This window comes from Streptococcus sp. SO2 (assembly GCF_030440025.1).
In genome coordinates, this window is sequence record NZ_JAQFJH010000007.1 from 31,536 (window position 1) to 54,739 (window position 23,204).

Annotated in this window: 16 protein-coding genes; 10 read left to right on the plus strand and 6 right to left on the minus strand. The window is 42.0% G+C overall.

The window, feature by feature from the left end:
- Window positions 1-5 precede the first annotated feature (5 nt).
- Both PCY17_RS07475 and PCY17_RS07480 read left to right on the plus strand, forming a co-directional pair.
- Window positions 6-1,907, plus strand: a complete 1,902-nt coding sequence (locus PCY17_RS07475; RefSeq protein ID WP_301392440.1) for an alginate lyase family protein — start codon at window positions 6-8, stop codon at window positions 1,905-1,907.
- 59 nt (window positions 1,908-1,966) lie between these two features.
- Complete coding sequence (locus PCY17_RS07480; RefSeq protein ID WP_000412460.1) at window positions 1,967-2,968, plus strand: LacI family DNA-binding transcriptional regulator; 1,002 nt, start codon at window positions 1,967-1,969, stop codon at window positions 2,966-2,968.
- Window positions 2,969-3,077: 109 nt separating this feature from the next.
- On the opposite strand, the gene PCY17_RS07485 is transcribed toward PCY17_RS07480, so the two are convergent.
- The 4 genes from PCY17_RS07485 to PCY17_RS07500 are packed head-to-tail and all read right to left on the minus strand — an operon-like array spanning window position 3,078 to window position 4,734.
- Window positions 3,078-3,617: a DUF3278 domain-containing protein gene (locus tag PCY17_RS07485; RefSeq protein ID WP_125384854.1), complete on the minus strand. Its 540-nt coding sequence runs from the start codon at window positions 3,615-3,617 to the stop codon at window positions 3,078-3,080.
- Window positions 3,618-3,629: 12 nt separating this feature from the next.
- The gene (locus tag PCY17_RS07490) at window positions 3,630-3,971 is read right to left on the minus strand and encodes a hypothetical protein (RefSeq protein ID WP_185755874.1); all 342 of its coding nucleotides are present in this window, start codon (window positions 3,969-3,971) and stop codon (window positions 3,630-3,632) included.
- A 10-nt stretch (window positions 3,972-3,981) separates the two neighbouring features.
- Complete coding sequence (locus tag PCY17_RS07495) at window positions 3,982-4,524, minus strand: DUF3278 domain-containing protein (protein ID WP_049489950.1); 543 nt, start codon at window positions 4,522-4,524, stop codon at window positions 3,982-3,984.
- Between the two features lie 15 nt (window positions 4,525-4,539).
- Entirely contained in the window at window positions 4,540-4,734 is a 195-nt protein-coding gene (locus PCY17_RS07500; RefSeq protein WP_001082470.1) for a helix-turn-helix transcriptional regulator, read from the minus strand.
- 162 nt (window positions 4,735-4,896) lie between these two features.
- Here PCY17_RS07500 and rsmH point away from each other — a divergent pair, with 162 nt between their 5' ends.
- From rsmH to mraY, 4 genes are read left to right on the plus strand one after another with little or no spacing between them, the layout of a single operon-like run.
- Window positions 4,897-5,847 (plus strand): 16S rRNA (cytosine(1402)-N(4))-methyltransferase RsmH, encoded by a 951-nt coding sequence (rsmH, locus tag PCY17_RS07505; RefSeq protein WP_000159386.1) that lies wholly within the window; start codon window positions 4,897-4,899, stop codon window positions 5,845-5,847.
- Window positions 5,848-5,857: 10 nt separating this feature from the next.
- Complete coding sequence (ftsL, locus tag PCY17_RS07510; RefSeq protein ID WP_247916978.1) at window positions 5,858-6,175, plus strand: cell division protein FtsL; 318 nt, start codon at window positions 5,858-5,860, stop codon at window positions 6,173-6,175.
- Between the two features lie 3 nt (window positions 6,176-6,178).
- Window positions 6,179-8,434, plus strand: coding sequence for a penicillin-binding protein PBP2X (gene pbp2X / locus PCY17_RS07515; protein ID WP_301392441.1), 2,256 nt, complete (start codon window positions 6,179-6,181; stop codon window positions 8,432-8,434).
- A 1-nt stretch (window position 8,435) separates the two neighbouring features.
- Window positions 8,436-9,416: a phospho-N-acetylmuramoyl-pentapeptide-transferase gene (gene mraY, locus PCY17_RS07520; protein ID WP_125397673.1), complete on the plus strand. Its 981-nt coding sequence runs from the start codon at window positions 8,436-8,438 to the stop codon at window positions 9,414-9,416.
- 69 nt (window positions 9,417-9,485) lie between these two features.
- Here mraY and PCY17_RS07525 read toward each other — a convergent pair whose 3' ends face one another.
- Window positions 9,486-14,609: an SIALI-17 repeat-containing surface protein gene (locus PCY17_RS07525; RefSeq protein WP_301392442.1), complete on the minus strand. Its 5,124-nt coding sequence runs from the start codon at window positions 14,607-14,609 to the stop codon at window positions 9,486-9,488.
- 252 nt (window positions 14,610-14,861) lie between these two features.
- Window positions 14,862-15,575 carry a trehalose operon repressor gene (gene treR / locus PCY17_RS07530; protein WP_247943129.1) on the minus strand — a complete coding sequence of 238 codons (714 nt, stop codon included), beginning with the start codon at window positions 15,573-15,575 and terminating at the stop codon, window positions 14,862-14,864.
- A 184-nt stretch (window positions 15,576-15,759) separates the two neighbouring features.
- Between treR and treP the strand changes: the two genes are divergently transcribed.
- The 4 genes from treP to PCY17_RS07550 all read left to right on the plus strand — a co-directional run bounded on the left by treP (window position 15,760) and on the right by PCY17_RS07550 (window position 23,027).
- Window positions 15,760-17,727: a PTS system trehalose-specific EIIBC component gene (gene treP / locus PCY17_RS07535; RefSeq protein ID WP_301392443.1), complete on the plus strand. Its 1,968-nt coding sequence runs from the start codon at window positions 15,760-15,762 to the stop codon at window positions 17,725-17,727.
- Window positions 17,728-17,904: 177 nt separating this feature from the next.
- Window positions 17,905-19,536, plus strand: coding sequence for an alpha,alpha-phosphotrehalase (gene treC / locus PCY17_RS07540; protein WP_247943127.1), 1,632 nt, complete (start codon window positions 17,905-17,907; stop codon window positions 19,534-19,536).
- Window positions 19,537-19,957: 421 nt separating this feature from the next.
- Window positions 19,958-22,561 (plus strand): SEC10/PgrA surface exclusion domain-containing protein, encoded by a 2,604-nt coding sequence (locus PCY17_RS07545; RefSeq protein WP_049550442.1) that lies wholly within the window; start codon window positions 19,958-19,960, stop codon window positions 22,559-22,561.
- Window positions 22,562-22,781: 220 nt separating this feature from the next.
- Window positions 22,782-23,027 (plus strand): YneF family protein, encoded by a 246-nt coding sequence (locus PCY17_RS07550; RefSeq protein ID WP_084881296.1) that lies wholly within the window; start codon window positions 22,782-22,784, stop codon window positions 23,025-23,027.
- The last annotated feature ends 177 nt before the right edge of the window (window positions 23,028-23,204 follow it).

Here is a 23,204-nt window from a genome sequence, read left to right on the forward strand (position 1 = left end):
AGATAATGAAAGAAGAAAGAAGACAATTTTTTGAAAGAGTTGACGGGGACCAATGTCGTGACTATATCTTGTCCCACTGTTCAAAAGACTATGAGAAGGTCAAGCGTTCCCTTGAACGCTTGATGGACAATCGTTTTATGTTTGATAGTCCTTGGGATATGGAACCTTGTTCAAAAATCTATCAAATCCAGCCGATGGTGTGGAATCAAGTATTTGAAGATGATCCAGAATGGGTTTATATGCTCAATCGACAAGAATATCTCTTGCAGTTTATGATAGGGTATCTGGTAGAGGGAGATAAGGGCTATATTCAAAAGTGCAAGTTCTTTCTATTTGATTGGATTGAGCAGGTGAGAGAGTTTTCTCCTCAATCTTTGATGACTAGAACCTTGGATACAGGCATTCGTTCCTTTACTTGGTTAAAACTACTCTTGCTCTTCTCGAAATTTGACTTGCTAGAAGAGGAAGAGCTAGAGAAAATTTTGGTCAGTCTAGAAAAGCAGATTGACTTTATGAAAAGCCACTATCGCGCCAAGTACACCCTTAGTAACTGGGGAATTTTACAAACAATTCCTATGCTTGCTATCTATCATTTCTTTTCAGATAAGATGGATTTAGAAGAAGTTTACCTTTTTGCTTCAGAGGAGTTGAAACAGCAAATTGAGAAGCAGATTTTAGAGGATGGAAGCCAGTTTGAACAGTCGATTCTATATCATGTAGAGGTTTATAAAGCCTTGCTAGACTTGTGTCTCTTGCTTCCAGACTTGCAAGATAGCTTTCAAGAGTTGCTGGAAAAGATGGCGACTTACATTCAGATGATGACAGGCCTGGATGGACGGACTCTGGCTTTTGGTGATAGCGATTCTACAGAAACGACAGAGATTTTGAGCCTGTCTGCTGTGGTTTTGAACAAGGAAGATCTTCTTAACGGTCTGGATGTTAAAGTTGATTTGCTTAGCCTCTTGTTCCTAGGGCGAGAAAAGGTCAAGCGACTGCAGGAATTTGAAAAGAGAGCTTGGCAGCCTAAGTCCATGATCTTTGAAGACTCTGGACATGTCTGCATTAAGGATGAACATCGTTATCTATTTTTCAAAAACGGCCCGATGGGAAGTGCCCATAGCCATAGTGACGAGAATAGTTTTTGCTTACAGTATCAAGGTCAACCGATTTTCATAGATGCTGGGCGTTATTCTTATCGGGAGATAGATGAACGTTATCTCTTAAAGAGTGCTTGGAGTCATTCGACCTGTATGGTAGATGGGAAAGCTCCAGAAAGGATTACGGGATCCTGGGAATATGAATACTATCCTCACTCCCTGTTTTGTCACCACAAAGAAAGAGAGGGAGTGCATTATATTGAGGGGGCTTATTTGTCAGTAGATCCTGATTTGCCTTATCTTTACAGGAGAAAAATCCTCATGTTGGCAGAGGATGTCTGGCTCTTGGTAGATGATATCAGGTGTCAAGGTCAGCATGAGGCGTTGACCCAGTTTATTCTTGACAAGGATGTGACCTATCAAGATGGGAAAATCAATCAGTTGAGACTATGGAGTGAAGTTGATTTTGATTTAGAAGCTACCATTATTTCTCCTAAATACAATGAACTTGAAAAAAGCAGCAAACTCACCAAGCGCCAATTCTTTGAGAATCAGATGCTGGATTATACCATCATTGCGCATGAGAGTTTTGAAATCATCCTTCATTCTGTCTACCAGGCAGATGGTCGTGAAGTGGAAAATGCTCTGGCTTTTGAAGTGAAAAATGACGAAACAGACAAGCTGATTTTGTTATTAAGCGAGGACATTTGTGTAGGTGAAAAATTATGCCTCGTTGACGGAACAAAAATGCGTGGGAAATGTCTAGTATATGATAAAATAAATGAGAGAATGATTCGCTTGCAGTGCTAGAAATAGGCATTTTGAATGGTGAATATGTTATACTAAGTATTAGTAGGAGGTGTTTTAGATTGGAGAAGAAACTGACCATAAAAGACATTGCAGAAATGGCTCAGACCTCGAAAACAACCGTGTCATTTTACCTAAACGGGAAATATGAAAAAATGTCCCGAGAGACACGTGAAAAGATTGAAAAAGTTATTCATGAAACAAATTACAAACCGAGCATTGTTGCGCGTAGCTTAAACTCCAAACGAACAAAATTAATTGGTGTTTTGATCGGTGATATTACCAACAGTTTCTCAAACCAAATTGTTAAGGGAATTGAGGATATCGCCAGCCAGAATGGCTACCAGGTAATGATAGGAAATAGTAATTACAGCCAAGAGAGTGAGGACCGGTATATTGAAAGCATGCTTCTCTTGGGAGTAGACGGCTTTATTATTCAGCCGACCTCTAATTTCCGAAAATATTCTCGTATCATCGATGAGAAAAAGAAGAAAATGGTCTTTTTTGATAGTCAGCTCTATGAACACCGGACTAGCTGGGTCAAAACCAATAACTATGATGCCGTTTATGACATGACCCAGTCCTGTATCGAAAAAGGTTATGAGCATTTTCTTTTGATTACAGCGGATACGAGTCGCTTGAGTACTCGGATTGAGCGGGCAAGTGGTTTTGTGGATGCTTTGACAGATGCTAATATGCGCCACGCCAGTCTAACCATTGAAGATAAGCATACGAATTTGGAACAAATTAAGGAATTTTTACAAAAAGAAATCAATCCCGATGAAAAAACTCTGGTATTTGTTCCTAACTGTTGGGCCCTACCTCTAGTCTTTACCGTTATCAAAGAGTTGAACTATAACTTGCCACAAGTTGGGTTGATTGGTTTTGACAATACGGAGTGGACTTGCTTTTCTTCTCCAAGTGTTTCGACGCTGGTTCAGCCCGCCTTTGAAGAAGGACAACAGGCTACAAAGATTTTGATTGACCAGATTGAAGGCCGCAATCAAGAAGAAAGGCAACAAGTCTTGGATTGTAGTGTGAGTTGGAAAGAGTCTACTTTCTAAGATGAAAGGGAAATGACTTGTGACCTCTGTTAAGAAATAAAAGAATCCCACCTAGAACGAACTAGGTGGGATTCTTTGCCTATAAATTAAAAAATTAGCGAATCTTGGTCTATTTTTTAACGTGTTCCGATAAAAAGGCATAGGTCATGGTTCCAAAGATGGCACCAATTCCCAAACCCAAGACTAGTAAAGGGAGCATTTTATCGAACTGGGAGAGATTGTCCCAAAAGGTATCGAGGGGAAGATGCTGAACAAAGAGTTTGTGAAAGGCTGATAAGACAAACAAGCCAATTGGAATGCTGATGAATACACCCCAACTACGAAGGTTGATTTGACTTTTGCTGTATCTTTTGTGATGGATTTCGGACGGGTCATCCTTGTCGAAATGTAAGTTGCGAACTGCTAGTCTCGCCCTAGATGAGAGGACGAAGATAAGTCCAAAATAGAGGTAGGGCATGGCATCTCGAACCAACTCTATGAAGCGTCCAAATAGGAGATAGAACAAGAAGAGTAGGAGGGAGGAGTAAACGATTTGGATCAAGGCACGGGCACAAGCCTTGTAAATCATCTCTTGACGGCATTCATCAAAAGGCCCTTGTATGTGAAAGAATAGTTTGAGTAAGCGAGTGGTGAAATCTTCTTTTTTCATGGGAGTAACCTTCTAAATGAGCGATTTTTGATTGACTTCTTTAAAGAGTTGATAGAGAGTATAGAAGTAAACCAAACTAAAAATGATACAGATTATTAGAAATACCAGGTATCTCCAATCCATAGGATTTGTTAAAAGTTGTGGAAAGGATATGAGGATAAAACAGAGAGATGCGTTTAGAAGACGTATTTTTTTTGATTGGATTTTCTGGAATCTCTGTCCCTTGTTCAATACAGGAAGGAATAAAAGAAAGATAATCAAGAAAGGATGCTCAATATGTCCAGAAAGTAGGAAAAAGGTAACAAAGATACTGATAAAAACATGGCTGATCAGTAGTCTAGCTAGTGATTTCATAAGGTACCTCCTAGTCGTCTTCATGGTCTTTCTTGGCTTTTCGAATGCGAAGAGAGACGATAATTTGTATGGTCACTCCGAAGAAGAAGGTAGCTAGGATAGTTGATACAAAATGCCCTGTATTTAAAAGAGAACCAAGATAATCCTTGCTATCATCGGTTAGGACATTCAGAAGCGGTATTCCAAAGAACATGCCCATGCCATAGATCAGACCGGCTTTTAGACCAGGAAAATATAGCTGTTTGCTTTCTTTCTGACTCAACATTTCGGGATCAATAGCTGTGATGCCCGTTTTCTTGGTTTGAGAGACCACATAGAGGGCAGCCATCATCGAAATGCCAAACACCACGAGAGGATAGCCGATAGCGACAATTTGTGGGTATTTATAAGCAAGGACAAAGGGGATGAGGTTGCCAAATATCATGAGATAAAAGAGAACGATAAAGACCTGATTCCCGATACGATCGGCCTCGCGCCGTTTGTGTTCGTCAAGGGGGCCAGAAATGCCGTATGTACGTTTGATAAGTTTTTCAGTGAGAGTTTCTTTTTTCATTTGTTTGCTCCTTTTTTAAAAATCGTCTTCCCAAAAGAGGCTGTTGAGGTCAGTTTGGAGGCTGCGGGCGAGGTTGAGACAGAGTTCCAAGGTTGGATTGTACTTGTCGTTTTCAATCATGTTGATGGTCTGTCTCGAGACACCGATATCTTTGGCGAGCTCGAGCTGGGAAATGCCCAGTTCCTTGCGGAATTCTTTCACACGATTCATAGGGTCTCCTTTCTGATATGTCGTATATATTTGACTATATTATATTCTTTTGGGGATGAGATGTCAAGTATATATGACATATTTTTGAGATTTTTTTTCGAAGAAACTTAGCCTTGTCTGACAAGTGCAAGCTGGTCAGATTTGTGGTAAAATAGATAAGATATGACAAAAGAATTTCATCATGTAACGGTCTTGCTTCATGAAACGATTGATATGCTTGACGTAAAACCTGACGGTATCTACGTTGATGCGACTTTGGGCGGAGCAGGCCATAGCGAATATTTATTAAGTAAATTGAGCGAAAAAGGGCATCTCTATGCCTTTGACCAGGACCAGAATGCTATTGACAACGCGCAAAAACGGTTGGCGCCCTATATCGAAAAGGGGATGGTAACCTTTATCAAGGATAACTTCCGTCATTTGCAGGCACGTTTGCAGGAGGCTGGTGTCCAGGAAATTGATGGAATTTGTTATGACTTGGGAGTGTCCAGTCCTCAGCTAGATCAGCGTGAGCGTGGTTTTTCTTATAAAAAAGATGCCCCACTGGATATGCGCATGAATCAGGAAGCTCGTCTGACGGCCTATGAAGTTGTCAATCATTATGACTATCATGACTTGGTTCGGATCTTTTTCAAATATGGCGAGGATAAGTTTTCTAAACAGATTGCTCGTAAGATTGAGCAAGCGCGTGAGGTGAAACCCATTGAGACGACGACGGAGTTGGCAGAGATTATCAAGTCGGCCAAGCCTGCTAAGGAACTCAAGAAAAAGGGGCACCCTGCCAAGCAGATTTTCCAGGCTATCCGAATCGAAGTCAATGATGAGCTGGGCGCTGCAGATGAATCCATCCAGCAGGCCATGGACATGCTGGCTCTGGATGGGAGAATCTCGGTCATTACCTTCCATTCGTTGGAAGACCGCTTGACCAAGCAGTTGTTTAAGGAGGCTTCAACAGTGGAAGTTCCCAAAGGCTTGCCCTTCATTCCAGATGACCTTAAGCCCAAGATGGAATTGGTATCCCGCAAGCCAATCTTGCCAAGTGCTGAAGAGCTAGAGGCCAACAACCGTTCGCATTCAGCCAAGTTGCGCGTGGCTAGAAAAATTCACAAGTAAGAGGAAAAGCATGGCAGAAAGAATCGAAAAAACAAGCCAGTTATTGCAAACGAAGTTTAAAGGTTTTTCACGTGTGGAAAAGGCCTTCTATGTTTCGATTGCTGCAACAATGATTATCCTGGCATTTAGTGTTGTGTTTATGCAAACCAAGCTATTACAAGTTCAGAATGAATTAACCAAGGTCAATGCTCAAATCGAAGAAAAGAAAACCGAGCTCGACGATGCCAAGCAAGAGGTCAATGAATTGATTCGTTCAGAGCGTTTGAAAGAAATTGCAAACTCCAAGGATTTGCAGCTGAATAATGAAAATATCCGAGCGGCGGAGTAAGATATGAAACAGTGGAAAGAAAAAATCATCCGTTATGCCGTTCGTAATCGCAAATCTCCAGAAGAAAACCGCCGAAGAGTAGGGAAAAGCCTGAGTTTATTGGCTGTCATACTCTTCGCTGTCTTTTTGGTGAACTTTGCGGTTATTATCGGAACGGGTAGTAAATTTGGTAAGGATTTGGTTCAAGAGGCCAAAAAGGTTCACCAAACAACCAAGACGATTCCTGCAAAACGAGGGACTATATACGATCGTAATGGAACGCCTATTGCAGAGGATGCGACTTCTTATAATATATATGCTGTTATTGACAAGAACTACAAGTCAGCAACTGGTAAAATCCTCTATGTAGAGGATTCTCAATTTAATAAGGTGGCTGAAATTTTCCATAAATATCTAGATATGGAGGAGTCTTATGTCAAAGAACAGCTTTCTCAACCAGATCTGAAACAGGTATCTTTTGGAGCCAAGGGAAATGGAATCACCTATGCCAATATGATGGCCATTAAAAATGACCTCAAAACAGCTGGGGTTGAGGGGGTTGACTTTACAACTAGCCCTAACCGCAGTTATCCCAATGGACAGTTTGCTTCTTCCTTTATCGGTTTAGCGCAACTCCATGAAAATGAGGATGGAACCAAGCGTTTGATTGGGTCATCTGGTTTGGAGAGTTCTTTAAATAGCATTCTTGCAGGTACAGATGGGATTATCACCTATGAGAAGGATCGTCTGGGAAATATTGTTCCGGGTACGGAGCAGGCTTCCCAACACATGGTAGACGGAAAGGATGTTTACACAACCCTTTCTAGTCCCTTGCAATCCTTTATGGAAACTCAGATGGATGCCTTCCAGGAAAAGGTAAAAGGCAAGTATACGACGGCTACCTTGGTCAGCGCTAAGACAGGAGAAATCCTCGCTACGACCCAACGGCCGACCTTCAATGCCGATACCAAGGATGGCATCACAAAAGACTTTGTCTGGCGTGATATCCTCTATCAAAGTAACTATGAACCAGGATCAGCCATGAAGGTTATGACGTTAGCTTCTTCTATTGATAATAATACCTTCCCAAGTGGAGAATACTTCAATAGCAATGAATTTAAAATAGCGGATGCGACGACTCGAGATTGGGATGTTAATGATGGTTTGACGACTGGTGGGATGATGACTTTCTCACAAGGTTTCGCTCACTCCAGTAATGTTGGAATGAGTCTACTTGAACAAAAAATGGGAGATGCTACTTGGTTGGATTATCTAAACCGCTTTAAATTTGGAGTTCCAACTCGTTTTGGTTTGACAGATGAATATGCAGGCCAACTTCCAGCGGACAATATTGTTAATATTGCTCAGAGTTCATTTGGACAAGGGATTTCAGTAACTCAGACGCAAATGATTCGTGCCTTTACAGCCATTGCCAATGATGGCGTCATGTTGGAGCCGAAATTTATCAGCGCCCTCTATGACCCGAATGACCAGTCTGTTCGTAAGTCTCAAAAGGAAATCGTCGGAAATCCTGTATCAAAAGCGGCAGCGTCCTCTACTCGAGACCACATGGTCATGGTCGGAACAGATCCTGTCTATGGTACCATGTACAACCACAGTACAGGAAAGCCTAATGTCAATGTTCCAGGTCAGAATGTCGCCCTCAAATCAGGGACTGCTCAGATTGCCGATGAGAAGAATGGGGGTTACCTAACAGGTGAAACCAACTATATCTTCTCCGTTGTGTCGATGCATCCTGCAGAAAATCCTGATTTTATCCTCTATGTGACGGTGCAACAGCCAGAGCATTATTCAGGTGTTCAGCTTGGGGAGTTTGCCAACCCAATCCTTGAGCGAGCTTCTGCTATGAAAGAATCCCTCAATCTTCAGTCAACTGCCAAGAGCTTAGATCAGGTCAGCAAGATGACAAGCTATGCCATGCCAGCTACCAAGGACTTTACTCCGGGAGACCTAGCAGAAGAATTGCGCCGTAACCTTGTCCAACCAATCGTTATCGGAACAGGAACCAAGATCAAGGAACTCTCGGTTTCTGAAGGAGATAATTTGGAAGCCAATCAGCAAATCTCGATCCTGTCAGATAAGGTCGAAGAAATGCCTGATATGTATGGCTGGACAGATGAAAATGTGCAAACATTTGCCAAATGGCTGAATATAGAAGTCGAGTGGGAAGGTAGTGGCAAAACGGTCAAGAAACAAAGTGTCCGTGCCAATACAGCCCTCAAAGACATTAAAAAAATGAAAATAACTTTAGGAGATTAAGATGATTAGTTCCATTAGTGCTGGAATTCTAGCCTTTCTATTGACCTTGATAGGTATTCCAGCCTTTATCCGATTTTATCGAAAAGCACAGATTACGGGACAGCAGATGCACGAGGATGTCAAGCAACACCAAGCTAAAGCTGGGACTCCAACCATGGGAGGTCTTGTCTTCCTGATTGTTGCAGTTGTTGTGAGCTTCCTTGTCGCTCTCTTTACCCAACAATTGACCAACAATGTAGGCATGATTTTGTTTATCTTGGTTTTGTATGGTTTGGTAGGTTTTCTGGATGATTTTCTCAAGGTCTTTCGTAAGATCAACGAAGGTTTGAATCCTAAGCAAAAGCTTGCTCTCCAGCTCCTTGGAGGAGTGATCTTCTACCTCTTTTATGAGCGTGGTGGCGACATGCTTTCAGTTTTTGGCTACCAAGTTCATCTGGGTATTTTCTATATCTTCTTTGCCCTTTTCTGGCTAGTTGGCTTTTCAAATGCGGTGAATCTGACGGACGGGATTGACGGCTTAGCAAGTATTTCCGTGGTGATTAGCTTGTCAGCTTACGGTGTGATTGCTTATATGCAAAATCAACTGGATATTCTTCTTGTGATTCTTGCCATGATTGGTGGTTTGCTAGGTTTCTTCGTCTTTAACCACAAGCCTGCCAAGGTCTTCATGGGAGATGTGGGAAGTTTGGCTCTTGGTGGGATGCTGGCAGCTATTTCTATGGCCCTCCACCAAGAATGGACCCTTTTGTTGATTGGGATTATCTATGTCTTTGAGACAAGCTCTGTTATGATGCAGGTTACCTACTTCAAACTTAGTGGTGGAAAGCGTATTTTCCGTATGACACCTGTGCATCACCATTTCGAGCTTGGAGGATTCTCAGGCAAGGGCAATCCTTGGAGCGAGTGGAAGGTTGACTTCTTCTTTTGGGGAGTTGGGCTTCTAGCAAGTCTCTTGACCTTAACCTTTTTATACCTGCTGTAAACATAACTTTTGATGACAAAATAAAACAGGATGAAGGTGATCTTCATCCTGTTTTTGTGTGTTTAAAGGTTAGTTGGAGTCATCCTTTCTTCCTTTTAACATAAAAGTGGCTGTAAGGGCTAGGCTGAGTCCTGCTAAGAAGAGGAGTGGGTTGGACGCTTCTCCTGTTGCTGGAAGTTCTTCTTTAGGAGAATGATTTCCAGTTTTAGCAAGATTAGAACTAGCTGAAAGTTGTTCAGTCTCGTGTGCTAAGGTTTCTGTATCTGAAGTACTTGGTTTTTCCTCTGTGTTAGAGGTTGTTCCATTAGCTTGATAGACGACAGCATAGGTACTGAAATGACTAGTGATAAATTCTACCTTTCCTTCTCGAACGTCGAAATCAAGGGCTTGCAACTCCTTGGTCGGAGTAATATAGTAGACCTTTTCTACGTTAGCTGAAATAGGCAATCGAACTAAGACAGAGCCTTTTGGCTGCAAGCTATGATCGGTTGGATTTTTAAGCTGTAGGTCGTAAGCATCATAGGTCTTGCCAAAGAGTTCTTGAGCTAAGACACGTCGGCTAGAAATGTGAGAAATTCCTTCTAAGTCGCTTGCTCCACCGATGATTTCTACTCCAGTTTCCTTATCTTTCAAGACTTGAACTGGATAGTCAGGAAGGCTATGGGTCGGAGCGGCCTGATCCCCACTAGTTCCGATAGGGTCAGTGTACTCAGGTTTTTCAACGGTAGGGGCTTCCTCTTGCCCTGCCGTTCCGATAGGCTCAGTGTATTCAGGAATTGTCACTGTAGGTGGTTCCTCTTGCCCTGCAGTCCCGATAGGGTTGGTGTATTCCGGAATTTCAAAAGTAGGAGCTTCTTGTTCTCCCGCAGTTCCAATAGGATCAGTAGATTCAGGCTTTTCAACTGTAGGTGGCTCTTCTTGTCCCGCAGTTCCGATAGGATCGGTATATTCCGAAATTTCAACAGTTGGAGCTGGTTCCTCTCCCTTGCTTGGAGTTGGCTGCTTCTCGTCAACCTTCTTCTCATCTTTTTTAGTAAAGACAGCTACGACAGGACTACTTGTGGTAGTTCCTTGAATGGTATAAGCTTCAATGGCATTTCCAGTTTGTCGATCAGTAGCCTCAGGGATTGGGATTTGAACTTGATTATCTTGGATTGATAGCACGGTCTGATCCCCACTTGTAACCAGATGCGTTTCGTCCACTTTGCGTAAGACCAGAGGATCTTTGACACCAGGGAAGGTCACAGCGATGGCTTCCCAGTCTCCAGATGGTAGGGTTAAGGAAATTTCTTTGTCATTTTCCTTGAGAGGAGCGATACTTGGACTATCTATACCAATAGCAGGGGCTTTGATGATATCAAAGGAATCTAGAGAAATTTTCTTGCGACCTTCTGGTGAATCTGGATCAACACGTAATGTTAGGGTGTGCGGACCGTCAGTGAGATTTGTAAATTCGCCAATAAAGGCTCTCTTTTCAGTTGCGCCTGACGTATAGAAATCCAAAGCAGGCATTTCTTTTCCATCTAATGTAACACGTGCTCGTCCAAGGGCAAGGCTCTTCAAACCATAGATACGAATACCTGTACCAGTAAAGGAAATAGTTGCCTGAGCTTCTGAAGCTGCACTAGAGTCGCTGTTGTTGATGTCAGCGTATTTTTCCGTACCTCCGTAGAGTTCAGGGTCAGACCAGTCCTTAAACTGGGAACCATACTGGATGCGCGAATCACGGTCATCCATTTTTTCAATTGTGCTTCCTTTTCCAGATAGGACCTTGAAGTAGTCTAATGAAATTTTCGAGCGCTCACTACCACGTCCTTTGTGCTCACGTTTAACGCTAAGAGTCAATGTATGAGGCCCGTCTGACAATCCTGTGAAGCGACCGATGAGACTACCTTTTTCAGTTGCTCCAGCAGTATGGAAATCAAGTTCTCCAACTTCCTTGCCATCAATTTTAGCAGTAGCAAGACCTAGTTCAGACGATTTTAGCCCATAGATTTCGATACCAACGCCAGTGAAAGGAATGGTGGCAGTGATGTCTTCGTCTGTGTAGTCTCCTTTTGAAAGGTCAGCAAATTTCTCTGTTCCTCCAAATAATTCTGAGTCTGCCCAGTTTCCAAAGGCAGATCCGTACTGGATACGACTATCTCGGTCGTCCATCAACTCGCTATAGGTTTCGACAGTGACCTGTTCAGGCACTTGTGTGGAAACTTCGCCCAGCATAGCCTTGACAGTATAAGTATAGGCATGTTGAGGATTGAGTGATCGGTCAATAAAGTGGGTTTGATTGGTTACAAATTCTCTGGTCGCAGAGGCTTGGCCAGACGCGTCTTTCACTTGTCTTTGGATGACATAGTGGGTAGCGCCTTCTACTTGGTTAAAGGTAAGTTCAGCAGTGACTCCATTTTGTCGAACGGCTGTCAGACTGGTTACACGACCAGGGAAGTGTTCAAAGGTAATGACGTCACCTTTTTGTGTTGCCAGTTGGATGCGATTGTTTTTGAGAATCGTTGCTTTGACTGGTTTGCCATTGACCTTGATTTGGCTGGCTTCGATATTTGGATAGTCTACAATTAGGTCTCCACCGACATTTGAAAGGAAAGACAAGCTTTGCAGGTTTTTATCTTTCCACTTCATGCTAACTTCAAAGTTTCCTCGAGCAACCAAGCCAGAAACCTGACCGTCTTTCCAGGCATCTGGAAGGGCTGGCAATGGTGCAATATAGCCTGTATGTGATTGGAGGAGCATTTCTGCCATCCCACTGGTTGCCCCAAAGTTTCCGTCGATTTGGAAAGGCGCGTGGGTATCCCAAAGATTTTCTAGGGTTGAATACTTAAGCTGTTCAGCGAGCAAGCGATGGGCACGGTTACCGTCCAGCAGACGAGCCCAGAGGTTGATTTTATTGGCCTTAGACCAACCAGTACCACCATCTCCACGGTGGTTGAGGGTAGCACGCGCAGCCTCTAGGTATTCAGCCTGATCCTTGCTAAAGAGCGTACCTGGGAAGAGACCAACTAGATGGGAAACGTGGCGGTGGTGATTTTCAATCCCTTCATTGGTGAATTGCGGACTGTCCTCCTCGTACCATTCCTTTATGCGTCCCTCTTTATTGATGTGAAGTGGTTTTAGTTTGTCAAATTTAGCCTTGACCTCTGTGACTAAGTCTTGGTCGACATTCAGATGGTTGGCGACTTCCATGTAGTCGTGGAATAGTTGCCAGACTAGCGATTGGTCAAAGGTATTTCCGATGGTGATGGTCCCGTGTTCTGGTGAGTAGGATGGAGAAGACACCCAACGGTCACTGGCCTTGTCATAGTGCAAGAAGGAATTCCAGAACTTAGCTGTTTCCTTGAGCATTGGGTAAATCTTTTCTTTGAGATAGGTCTCATCCTTGGTGAATTTATAATAGTCATAGACATTCTGCATCATCCAAGCGTTGGCTGCTGGAGACCAACCCCAATAGTAATTCCAGCCTGGAGTAGTCCAGCCAAATGGTGTTGCCTGGGTGTGGACCAGCCAACCATTTTCTTGTCCATCTTTGGATTCGATACCAGCGTATTCCTTAGCAGCGATACGGCCATAGTAACGCATGTCGTCAATGTAATTGATCATTGGCTTGGCTGTTTCAGCAAGGTTGCTCATGTAGGCTGGCCAATAGTTCATTTGCAAATTGACATTGAGGTGGTAGTCAGCATTCCAAGGTGGATTGTCTACAGCATTCCAGACTCCCTGTAGGTTGGCAGGAAGGGCATCCGTCCGATCACGAGACGAACTGATCAATAAATAACGTCCGTATTGGAAGAAGAGTTCTTCCAGTTTTTGACCTTTGCTAGGGTTATAGCTTTGAAGGGCCTCTTTTGTCGTTTGAGCAGTCTTGTTTCCACCTAGGTTTAGTTTAACGCGGTTAAAGAGACTCTGATAGTCCTTGATATGGGCCTTTTTCAGTGTTTCGTAGTCTTTGGCCTTAGCTGCTTCGACAATCCCTTTAACTGTTTTTTCGAGGTCAATGTCTTTTCGATAATTGGTTTTTGGATTCTGAGCAAAGTTAGTCTTGGCACTGAGATAGAGAGTTGCATAACTTGCGCCTGTAACGGTTAGAGTTTCGTCCTGAACAGTCACCTTTCCGTCCGTTTTAATTCCTAGGTAGGATGCAAATTGGAGGCCGTTATCTTTGACAGTTCCCTTTAGAAGGATTCCGTTTGCATCTGTAGTGACATGACCATTCTTATAGTTAGAATATTCCCAAGAGTAGTTGCCATTAGCAAGCAAGTCTTCTGTCAAACTGTTCCAAAGGGTAAAGTCAAGTGTCTTGTTTCCTTTTTTGGTCAAGTGGGTCACAGTGACATCGTCAGGATAGCTGGAGAAAGTTTCGCGTTTGAAGGTCGTCCCATCTTGGGTGTAAGAAGTTGTCGTAGTGGCTTCTGTGATATCCAGATTACGGTGATAATCAGTTACAGTATCTAACCCTTTCTTCTGGTTATTAAAGACCATGAAGATATCTCCAAAGGCTAGGTAACGTCCATACTGGGCGTTGTTTGGTCCAACTAGATTTTGTTCAGCTAGCTGTTTTGCTTTTTGGCGGTCACCAGCTTCGAGGGCTTTACGTATCTCTGCTAAGACCTTGTAGCGATCCTTGTAGTTTCCTCCGTTATAGTCGGTGCTATCGGGTTGTGGTCCTCCTGACCAGAGGGTCTTTTCGTTGTACTGGATTCTCTCTTCCCCAATCAGACCGAAAACCTTGGCTCCCATCTCTCCATTTCCGACAGGAAGGGCTTGTTTTTCCCATCCATCATAGGAGGGAGCTGTTGGCTGATCGTAGTTGAGTTGATAGTTTTCTTGCTTTGTCACCGGCTGATCTGCCTTTTCAGGTTCCTTATTTTCTTTAGCTTCTACAATGGCTTCTTCACTAGCTTGACTATTTGTCGTCTGAGTCTCCTCAGCTGGCTTGCTTTCGGAAACTACTGGACTTTCTGCTAGAGACGGATTTGTAGTTTCAGTCGCTTCAGCTGCTTTGGGTTCACTATCAGGCTTAGTGATAGCTTCGACAGAGGTTGGTTCAGTTTGTTTGACCTCAACACTGTCTGCGGCTACAGTGTGGTTGACTAGAAAAACAGCTCCCAGTAAAACAGAAGCAGTCCCAACCGTCAGCTTGCGGATGCTATAGCGACAGGATTTCTCCCAAAAGTGTTTTTTCATAAAACCCTCCTTTGTTTATTCGAAACCGCTTACATTTTATAAAGCAATTTCGTTTATTTTGTTTCTATTTATCTCCTCACCTCCCATTCTAATGGTCGCTTAGCATTTGTCAAGAGCTTTTTAGCAAGATACATATTTGCTGTTGTTTTTTCTTAAAATAGTAGAATAAGTAGCAAGCAGTGCCTCTTTTCCAACTCTTAACTCCTTTATTTACTACTAAAAACAGTTGAGAGTATTCCCAACTGTAAGTGTTTATTTCGGATGTCTTTTGGCAAAGTCAACAAAGTGAAATTTTTCTAACTTATGCCGACTTTCAGTGAACTGAAATTGACGACCGTCTTGGAGATAGACTTTTGACTTAATTGAAACGACATAAGGGTCTTTTCCAATGTCCATGAGAATCTTGTCTCGGTCACCCGTGTGGTCAATGGTAATTTCTTTCTGAGCATAATCAATATGGAGTTTGAGTTCGTCTTCTATATACGAGTAAATAGACTGCTCAGCAATTTGGCGAGTGAGATTTGGGACCAGTTCCATATCCAGATAGTCTGTATCCAGAACGGATACCAGATCATCCACGACACGTTGGCGCACCACCTTCCAAACCATGCGAAACTCTGGAAAACCAGTTATCAGTGAGGATTTTTTATCAATAATAATCTTGTCCAGACTGACCACGTTGGTTTTAGAGCGAAGTCCAAGTTTCTGGACTAGCTCTTGGTAGCTGGTTAGGTTGGAGACAGGGAAATTGACCGTTTCTTCTTTGACAACTTGAGAACCTTGCCCTTTTATCTTTTTGATCAATCCTTCCTCTTGGAGTAAGGAAAGAGCCTTTCGGACAGTATCACGACTCACTTGATATTGGTTCATGAGGTCGTGCTCGCTAGGGAGGAACTCTCCGATAGCGTAAGTCTCGTTTTGAATGTTTTCTTGGATTTGCTTAAATAATTGTTGGTATTTCTTCATGTTACTTCCTTAAATAGGTTTTTAGTCTAGTTTAATGAACACCTGTATCTATTTTACCATACAAGTGTTTGAAATTTTACAAAAAAATCCTCTTTTTATACCAAACAAGTTGCATACAAGTTTGGTATCGTTTACAATAGAATTATCAAGTCAAGCTTGCTTTGACAAGTATAAGGAGAATCAAATGGGAAAATTTGAACAAGAAGCCAAAGATCTGCTTCAAGCAATCGGAGGTAAGGAGAATGTCACTGCCGTAACCCACTGTGCGACACGGATGCGGTTTGTTCTAGGAGATGATAAGAAGGCTAATGTTAAAGCTATCGAGTCAATTCCAGTTGTTAAAGGAACCTTTACAAATGCAGGTCAATTTCAGGTAATCATTGGAAATGACGTGCCAATCTTTTATAATGATTTTACAGCTGTTTCTGGAATTGAGGGTGTTTCCAAAGAAGCGGCCAAATCAGCAGCTAAGAGCAATCAAAATGTACTCCAACGTATTATGACCACTCTAGCAGAAATCTTCACTCCGATTATTCCAGCCTTGATTGTCGGAGGACTAATCCTCGGTTTTCGTAATGTCTTGGAAGGTGTGCATTGGTCGATGTTGGATGGCAAGACCATCACAGAATCTTCTCAGTTTTGGGCAGGTGTCAATCACTTCCTTTGGTTGCCTGGTGAAGCTATCTTCCAGTTCCTACCTGTAGGGATTACTTGGTCTGTTTCTCGTAAGATGGGAACCAGCCAAATCTTGGGAATTGTGCTCGGGATCTGTTTGGTATCGCCTCAGTTGCTCAATGCCTATGCGGTTGCTTCTACTTCAACAGAAGAGATTGCAGCAAACTGGGTTTGGAATTTTGGATACTTCACTGTTAATCGTATCGGTTACCAAGCACAAGTTATCCCAGCCTTGCTTGCAGGTTTGAGTCTGTCTTATCTTGAAATCTTCTGGCGCAAGCGTATACCAGAAGTCATTTCCATGATTTTTGTACCCTTCTTGTCTTTAATTCCAGCTTTGATTTTGGCTCACACTGTCTTGGGACCAATCGGTTGGACAATTGGTCAAGGACTCTCAGCAATTGTCTTGGCAGGTTTGACTGGTCCAGTTAAATGGCTCTTCGGTGCGATTTTTGGTGCCCTCTATGCTCCGTTTGTCATCACTGGTTTGCACCATATGACCAATGCCATCGATACACAATTGATTGCGGATGCTGGTGGAACTGCCCTCTGGCCAATGATTGCACTTTCTAATATTGCTCAAGGTTCTGCTGTATTTGCCTATTATTTCATGCATCGTCATGATGAGCGTGAGGCTCAGATTTCACTTCCTGCAACCATTTCAGCCTATCTCGGTGTTACAGAACCAGCTCTTTTTGGGGTCAATGTCAAATACATCTATCCATTTGTAGCTGGGATGATTGGTTCAGCCCTTGCCGGCATGTTATCCGTTACTTTCAATGTAACAGCAGCTTCTATCGGTATCGGAGGTTTGCCAGGTATCCTCTCTATTCAACCTCAATATATGCTACCATTTGCAGGAACCATGCTAGTTGCTATTGTTGTACCAATGCTCTTGACTTTCTTCTTCCGCAAGGTCGGTCTCTTTACAAAGACAGAGGATGATACAGCCTTACAGGCAGAATTCGTTGCCCAAGAAGAGGCAGAATTTGTCAGTCATGAACCAGTACCCCTTGCTCCAGTAGAAATTATCAGCCCACTGACTGGTCAAGTGAAAGAATTGAGTCAAGCGACGGACCCTGTTTTTGCATCAGGTGTCATGGGACAAGGTCTAGTCATTGAACCAAGCCAAGGTGAGTTGACTGCTCCAGTCAATGGGACGGTGACGGTTCCTTTCCCTACCAAGCATGCCATCGGTATTGTCTCTGATGAGGGGGTAGAATTGCTCATTCACATCGGTATGGATACAGTCGGTCTTGATGGTAAAGGTTTTGAAAGTCTCGTAGCCCAAGGAGACCACGTCACAGTAGGTCAAAAATTGATTCGTTTTGATATGGATGTCATTAAGGCTGCAGGTCTCGTGACAGAAACTCCTGTTATCATCACGAACCAAGATGCTTATACAGCGACTATTACTGGAACTTATCCAACAACTATCCAAGCTGGGGAAGCTCTCATGGTCGCTACACGAATCTAATACTCTTAGAAAATCTCTTCAAACCACGTCAGCTTTATCTGCGACCTCAAAGCGGTGCTTTGAGCAACCTGCGGCTAGCTTCCTAATTTGCTCTTTGATTTTCATTGAGTATAATTGAAATAAAACAAACAGGGAAGGAACACGGGTTCCTCCCTTTTATCAGAAAAGGAGAAACAGATGGCACTTGATAAAGGAAAAGTAGTCTATCAAATCTATCCAAAATCATATAAAGACACCACTGGAAATGGTATTGGGGATTTCCGTGGGATTATCGAAAAAATTCCCTATCTAGCCAAGCTAGGTGTGGATATGGTCTGGCTCAATCCATTCTACCCAAGCCCCCAACGGGATAATGGTTACGATATTTCAGATTATATGGCAGTGGATCCTCTTTTTGGTGATATGGCTGATTTTGAAGAGATGGTACGTGTCGGTAAAGAGCACAAGATTGACTTTATGTTAGATATGGTGCTCAATCATTGCTCGACAGAACACGAATGGTTTCAGAAAGCCCTAGCTGGCGACCAGTACTACCAAGACTTTTTCTTCATCCAAGACCAACCGACAGACTGGCAGTCTAAGTTTGGCGGCTCTGCCTGGGCACCTTTCGGGGATACAGGGAAATATTACCTCCACCTCTTTGACGAGACTCAGGCTGACCTTAATTGGCGCAATTCCAATGTCCGCAAGGAACTTTTCAAGGTTGTCAATTTCTGGCGAGACAAGGGGGTCAAAGGTTTCCGATTTGATGTGATCAATTTGATCGGCAAGGATGAGGTCTTAGTGGATTGTCCTGAAAATGAAGGCAAGCCAGCTTACACAGACAAGCCCATCGTTCATGACTATTTGCGCATGATGAATCAAGCCACTTTTGGATCAGACGATAGCTTTATGACAGTTGGGGAAATGTCCTCTACCACCATGGAAAACTGTGTCCTCTATTCGTCACCTGACCGTCAGGAGTTATCCATGACCTTTAATTTTCATCATCTCAAGGTGGACTACAAGGACGGACAGAAGTGGACTTTAGCTCCCTTTGATTTCGAAGAGTTGAAAAGTCTTTACCATAGCTGGGGCAAGGAAATGAGTGACAAAAATGGCTGGAGCGCTCTTTTCTGGAACAATCACGACCAACCACGAGCCTTAAATCGTTTTGTAGATATTCAACATTTCCGCAATGAAGGGGCGACTATGCTGGCTGCCAGCATTCACCTGTCACGTGGGACACCTTATATCTATATGGGTGAGGAAATCGGAATGGTTGACCCAGACTATGATTCCATGGCTGATTATGTGGATGTCGAGTCCATCAATGCCTATCAGATGCTCTTAAAAGAAGGGAAAAGTGAACAAGAAGCCTTCCAGATTATTCAGGCCAAGTCACGTGATAATTCACGCATTCCCATGCAGTGGGATGCTTCAGAAAATGCTGGATTTTCAACAGGCACTCCATGGTTGAAAGCTGGTAAATCCTATAAAGATATCAACGTAGAAAATGAAATCAAAGGCCCAATTTTCGCCTTCTATCAAAACTTGATTCGACTTCGTAAGGCAATGCCGCTCATCTCAGAAGGGAGCTACAAACCAGCTTTTGAAGACAGTCAGCAAGTCTATGCCTTTGAACGTCAGTATGAGGATGAAAAGTTACTGGTCCTCAATAACTTTTATGCCACAGAAGTAGAAATCGACTTACCAGTAGACTATCAAAATGGACAGATTCTGATTTCAAACTATGAAGATGTAGAAGTATCAGAAAAAATCCTTCTGAAACCGTATCATAGCCTAGCACTATATTTAAAAAGTAAATAAACGATTTTAGAGTAAGGTTCAGAAAAAACAAGCTTCTAGATGAAGTTTGTTTTTTATTTTGCAGAAGTATATATTAAATATTTATAACAGGATAGAGCTAACTGACTCAAATAAAGAAAAATGATTGTCAACTAAAAAAGTAAATAATTAAATAATATACCGTTTTTTAAAACTCGTCTTTAAAATGTAAAAAAAAGTAAAAAGATTGTCAAGAAGAACCATTTATAAAAATGTCCTCCTTGAAAGATTCCCGTTTTTATGAGGATTTTTAGAAAAAAATAAATGACAATTTAATGACAATTTCTTTGATTTTCAAATAAATACGCTATATTTAATACTTGACGTCTTTCTTGATAAAGGTAAACATGATAAAATAATTTAGTCATTTTTCCTAATGATAAAAATTAAAGGAGAATATTTTATGTTTAAAAAAATGCTCAGTGCATTTTCAATAAGTGCAGTTGCTCTTTCGATTTTCTTTACGAAAGGTGTTAAAGCGGATCAAGTGCGTGAAAACTCAACGCCTTCAGGAGAGAACACGAGTTCTCAAAGAGAAGAAAAACAATCACCTGTTTCTAACGTTACACAAGGTGAAGTAGATGCAGCAAAAGCAGACTTTGATCGTGTAAATCGAGTAGTGTCGGAAGCTCAAAGGAATGTAGAGGAGGCTAGACAATCCACAGCTACAGCCAAAGATGAACTGAAGATAGCTCAGCAGAGTGTTGATGTAGCAAAAGAGGCTGTAGAATCTGCGCCTACTGCATTAAAAGAAGCGCAATCAGACCTAGCGACCAAGTTGGATGAAGAAAAAAAAGCAGAAGCCAATCTGGCAAGTAGCAAGACTGAGCTTGAAGAAGCACAGTCGCAAGTGGATCATCAAGCTCAATCCTTAGCCACTGCAAAAGAGAAGGAAAAAGGGGAAGCTGAAAAAGCAACCCAAGCTCAACAAGATGTTGATGTTGCACAGTCAACATTGACAGAGTCAACATCTGACGCGGATACAAACCTTGAACAAGCAAAAACGAAAGTCGCTGCCAGTCAAACCGCGGTTGATAAAGCTCAACAAGGTGTAGAAAAGGCCAATCAATCAGATGAAGAACGTCAGAAGAAATTAGCTGAAGCAACTGCTAATAAGAGTAAGGCTGATGATGCAGTATTAACAAGTAAGCAAGCATTTGATGATGCTAGTGCAAAAGCAGAAAAGACACAGTCAGCACTTGAAACAGCAAAAGCTACATTGAGTGCAGCTAAGAATACAGGTGCTCCAGTTACATCTAATACTAAGAATACGTTCTATATGACTCCAGAATATATTGCTGCTTTAAAACAGTTGGCAGATCCAAATACTCCGCAGTCACAGATTAGTCAGATTGAAGCTACCTTGACAGCTGTAAATGATAAGGCTAAATCTTTTAACAATTATGTAGCAGACCCAAATGATAGTAAAACGCTGATAGATACAAATAATATTCCTTATGATGTCCGTTTGGAAATATCTCAGTTTACAGCAGAATTGATTAACCAAATTCGTTCGCAAATGGGGACGGGCGAGGTAGTTGTTACTCCTTCAGCACTTGAATTTGCGGATAAAGTAGCTCGTGAATATAAAAATGATAATTGGTCTTGGGATTTGATGAATCGTTACCATCATGACGCATGGGGTATTAACCGAGTTGCGCGTGAGTATGGACTGGTTACAACTAGTTCTGAACAAGAACAAGAAGGGATTCAATATTACGAAAATGCATATATCTGGAAGGCAAACACTTCTCAAATGAGTGTTGCAGATATGAAACGTGATATTTATTTTTCATTAGTTGAATTCATGTATAATGGCTATGAGTGGGTGCATGCTAAATCTATTTCTGGTTTGAATACAGGAGGTCAAAAGAATTATCTAGGCGTTGATTTCTCAATGGAGAACGATATTACAGTATCTCATTTCACGATGGTTTCGGAAGATCAGGTGAAATATGCTAGTAAAAACAATTTTGACGCGACGCCAATTGGTGGAAAATCTGGGGAAGCAAATCAAGAAAAGCTTGAACAAGCTCAGACAGCCTTTGATGTAGCTCAGGCTGCAAATAATCAAGCTCAAGCTGATAAGGAAAATGCAAAAACAGTTTTTGAACAAGCTCAGTTAGTAGCCACTCAAGCTCAAACAGCCTTTGATGAAGCAGCGCAAACACCTCTTGGGCTTGAACAAGCTAAACAAGCTTTAGAAGAAGCTAAAAATCAGTTAGAAACTGATAAAGAGGCCTTGAGGTTAGCACAAACAACTGCTAATAACGTTGAAAGGGAAAAGGATGATAAAGTGAAGGCTTTATCAAAAGCTAGGGATGCCCTTTCTATTGCACAAAAGAACTTGACTGCTGCACAAGCAGATGTTTCCAAAGAAGAAGCTTTGCTTAAAGATGCTACTAGTACGCTTGCTGATGCTATTGAAAAAAGGGATACTGCTCAGGAACAACTCGTCAAAGCTCAAACAGCAGTGATGGAAGCAAAGAGTAAAGTGTCGAATTTGGTTCAAGCTGAAGAACAACTTTCCAAAGCTGAAGAGGTGCTAGAAGCAGCTGAACAAAAGGTGAAAGCCAAGGAAGCAGCGCAACTTGCGGCAATTGAGCAGTTGAGCAACTTGCAAACGGCACAAGCTGCTACTCAAGTGAACTACAACCGTTTAGTGACTAAACTGAAAATGCAAGAAAAGCAGCAGGCGGATGATTACTATAGAGAAATTCTAGATCAGACGGATAGGAATCTTGCTAAACAGGATCAACGACTTCAGACAAATTCCGAGCCACCTACTCCAAAAAGTTCTCAAATTCTTTTAGACACTCCAAAACAAGTGCAAGATATTAAACAGATATCAACAGAGAAGAGCACGAAGGAGTTATCAATGATTTCTAATGCAGGTCATCTTCCTAGCACAGGTTCAAGAATTTCCTTATGGATTCAGCTGAGCGGAATCGTTCTGATTTACACTAGTTTCAGATTGTTAATCTGGGAAAAGAAAGATAGACAGTAAAGAGACGGTATCTCCTATAACTGTTTCGGATGATAGACAAACACAGCTTTGTGTTTGTCTATTTTTATAAGATGATAGCATTAGCAAATCGCGTAAAATAGAAGCTTTCTTCAAAACACAGGGTGGAAAAATAACTAATATCAACAGGGAATCTAAACTAGTCAGGAAAGTCACTTTGTGGTATAATATAGAAGACTCAAAAAGAAACAGGAGAAAAAGAATGGACTTACTTTTAGCAATTATCTTGATTGTGTTAGCTTTTCTAGGAGGAGCTCTTGGAGGGATGTACTTGGTTCGTAAGCAAATCGAAAAAGAATTTGCGGACAACCCACGTTTGAACGCTGAGGCAGTTCGTGCTCTTTTGAGCGCAAATGGTCAAAAACCAAGCGAAGCCAAGGTACAACAAGTTTACCACCAGATTATCCGCCAACAAAAAGCAGCTCTTGCTAAGAACAAAAAGAAATAAATAGGAAAAGTCTGGGATGAAAGTTCCAGACTTCTCACTATGTTCAATAGTTCTCAAGGATAAGACTTTTTCCTTGCATTCTATTGATATTTGATTATGATTAAGAGAGAGGCAGTTGCCATTCTATCAAGCTGTCTATCCGTTCATTTAGGACGAGTAATTATGATGAACTATCAA

Excerpts from the sequence above, each read along its gene's own strand:
- rsmH (WP_000159386.1), top strand. The coding sequence starts at position 4,897 with ATGACAAAAGAATTTCATCATGTAACGGTCTTGCTTCATGAAACGATT.
- PCY17_RS07500 (WP_001082470.1), bottom strand. The coding sequence starts at position 4,734 with ATGAATCGTGTGAAAGAATTCCGCAAGGAACTGGGCATTTCCCAGCTC.
- PCY17_RS07495 (WP_049489950.1), bottom strand. The coding sequence starts at position 4,524 with ATGAAAAAAGAAACTCTCACTGAAAAACTTATCAAACGTACATACGGC.
- mraY (WP_125397673.1), top strand. The coding sequence starts at position 8,436 with ATGATTAGTTCCATTAGTGCTGGAATTCTAGCCTTTCTATTGACCTTG.
- PCY17_RS07485 (WP_125384854.1), bottom strand. The coding sequence starts at position 3,617 with ATGAAAAAAGAAGATTTCACCACTCGCTTACTCAAACTATTCTTTCAC.
- PCY17_RS07490 (WP_185755874.1), bottom strand. The coding sequence starts at position 3,971 with ATGAAATCACTAGCTAGACTACTGATCAGCCATGTTTTTATCAGTATC.
- treP (WP_301392443.1), top strand. The coding sequence starts at position 15,760 with ATGGGAAAATTTGAACAAGAAGCCAAAGATCTGCTTCAAGCAATCGGA.
- treC (WP_247943127.1), top strand. The coding sequence starts at position 17,905 with ATGGCACTTGATAAAGGAAAAGTAGTCTATCAAATCTATCCAAAATCA.
- ftsL (WP_247916978.1), top strand. The coding sequence starts at position 5,858 with ATGGCAGAAAGAATCGAAAAAACAAGCCAGTTATTGCAAACGAAGTTT.
- PCY17_RS07545 (WP_049550442.1), top strand. The coding sequence starts at position 19,958 with ATGTTTAAAAAAATGCTCAGTGCATTTTCAATAAGTGCAGTTGCTCTT.
- PCY17_RS07525 (WP_301392442.1), bottom strand. The coding sequence starts at position 14,609 with ATGAAAAAACACTTTTGGGAGAAATCCTGTCGCTATAGCATCCGCAAG.
- pbp2X (WP_301392441.1), top strand. The coding sequence starts at position 6,179 with ATGAAACAGTGGAAAGAAAAAATCATCCGTTATGCCGTTCGTAATCGC.
- PCY17_RS07475 (WP_301392440.1), top strand. The coding sequence starts at position 6 with ATGAAAGAAGAAAGAAGACAATTTTTTGAAAGAGTTGACGGGGACCAA.
- PCY17_RS07550 (WP_084881296.1), top strand. The coding sequence starts at position 22,782 with ATGGACTTACTTTTAGCAATTATCTTGATTGTGTTAGCTTTTCTAGGA.
- treR (WP_247943129.1), bottom strand. The coding sequence starts at position 15,575 with ATGAAGAAATACCAACAATTATTTAAGCAAATCCAAGAAAACATTCAA.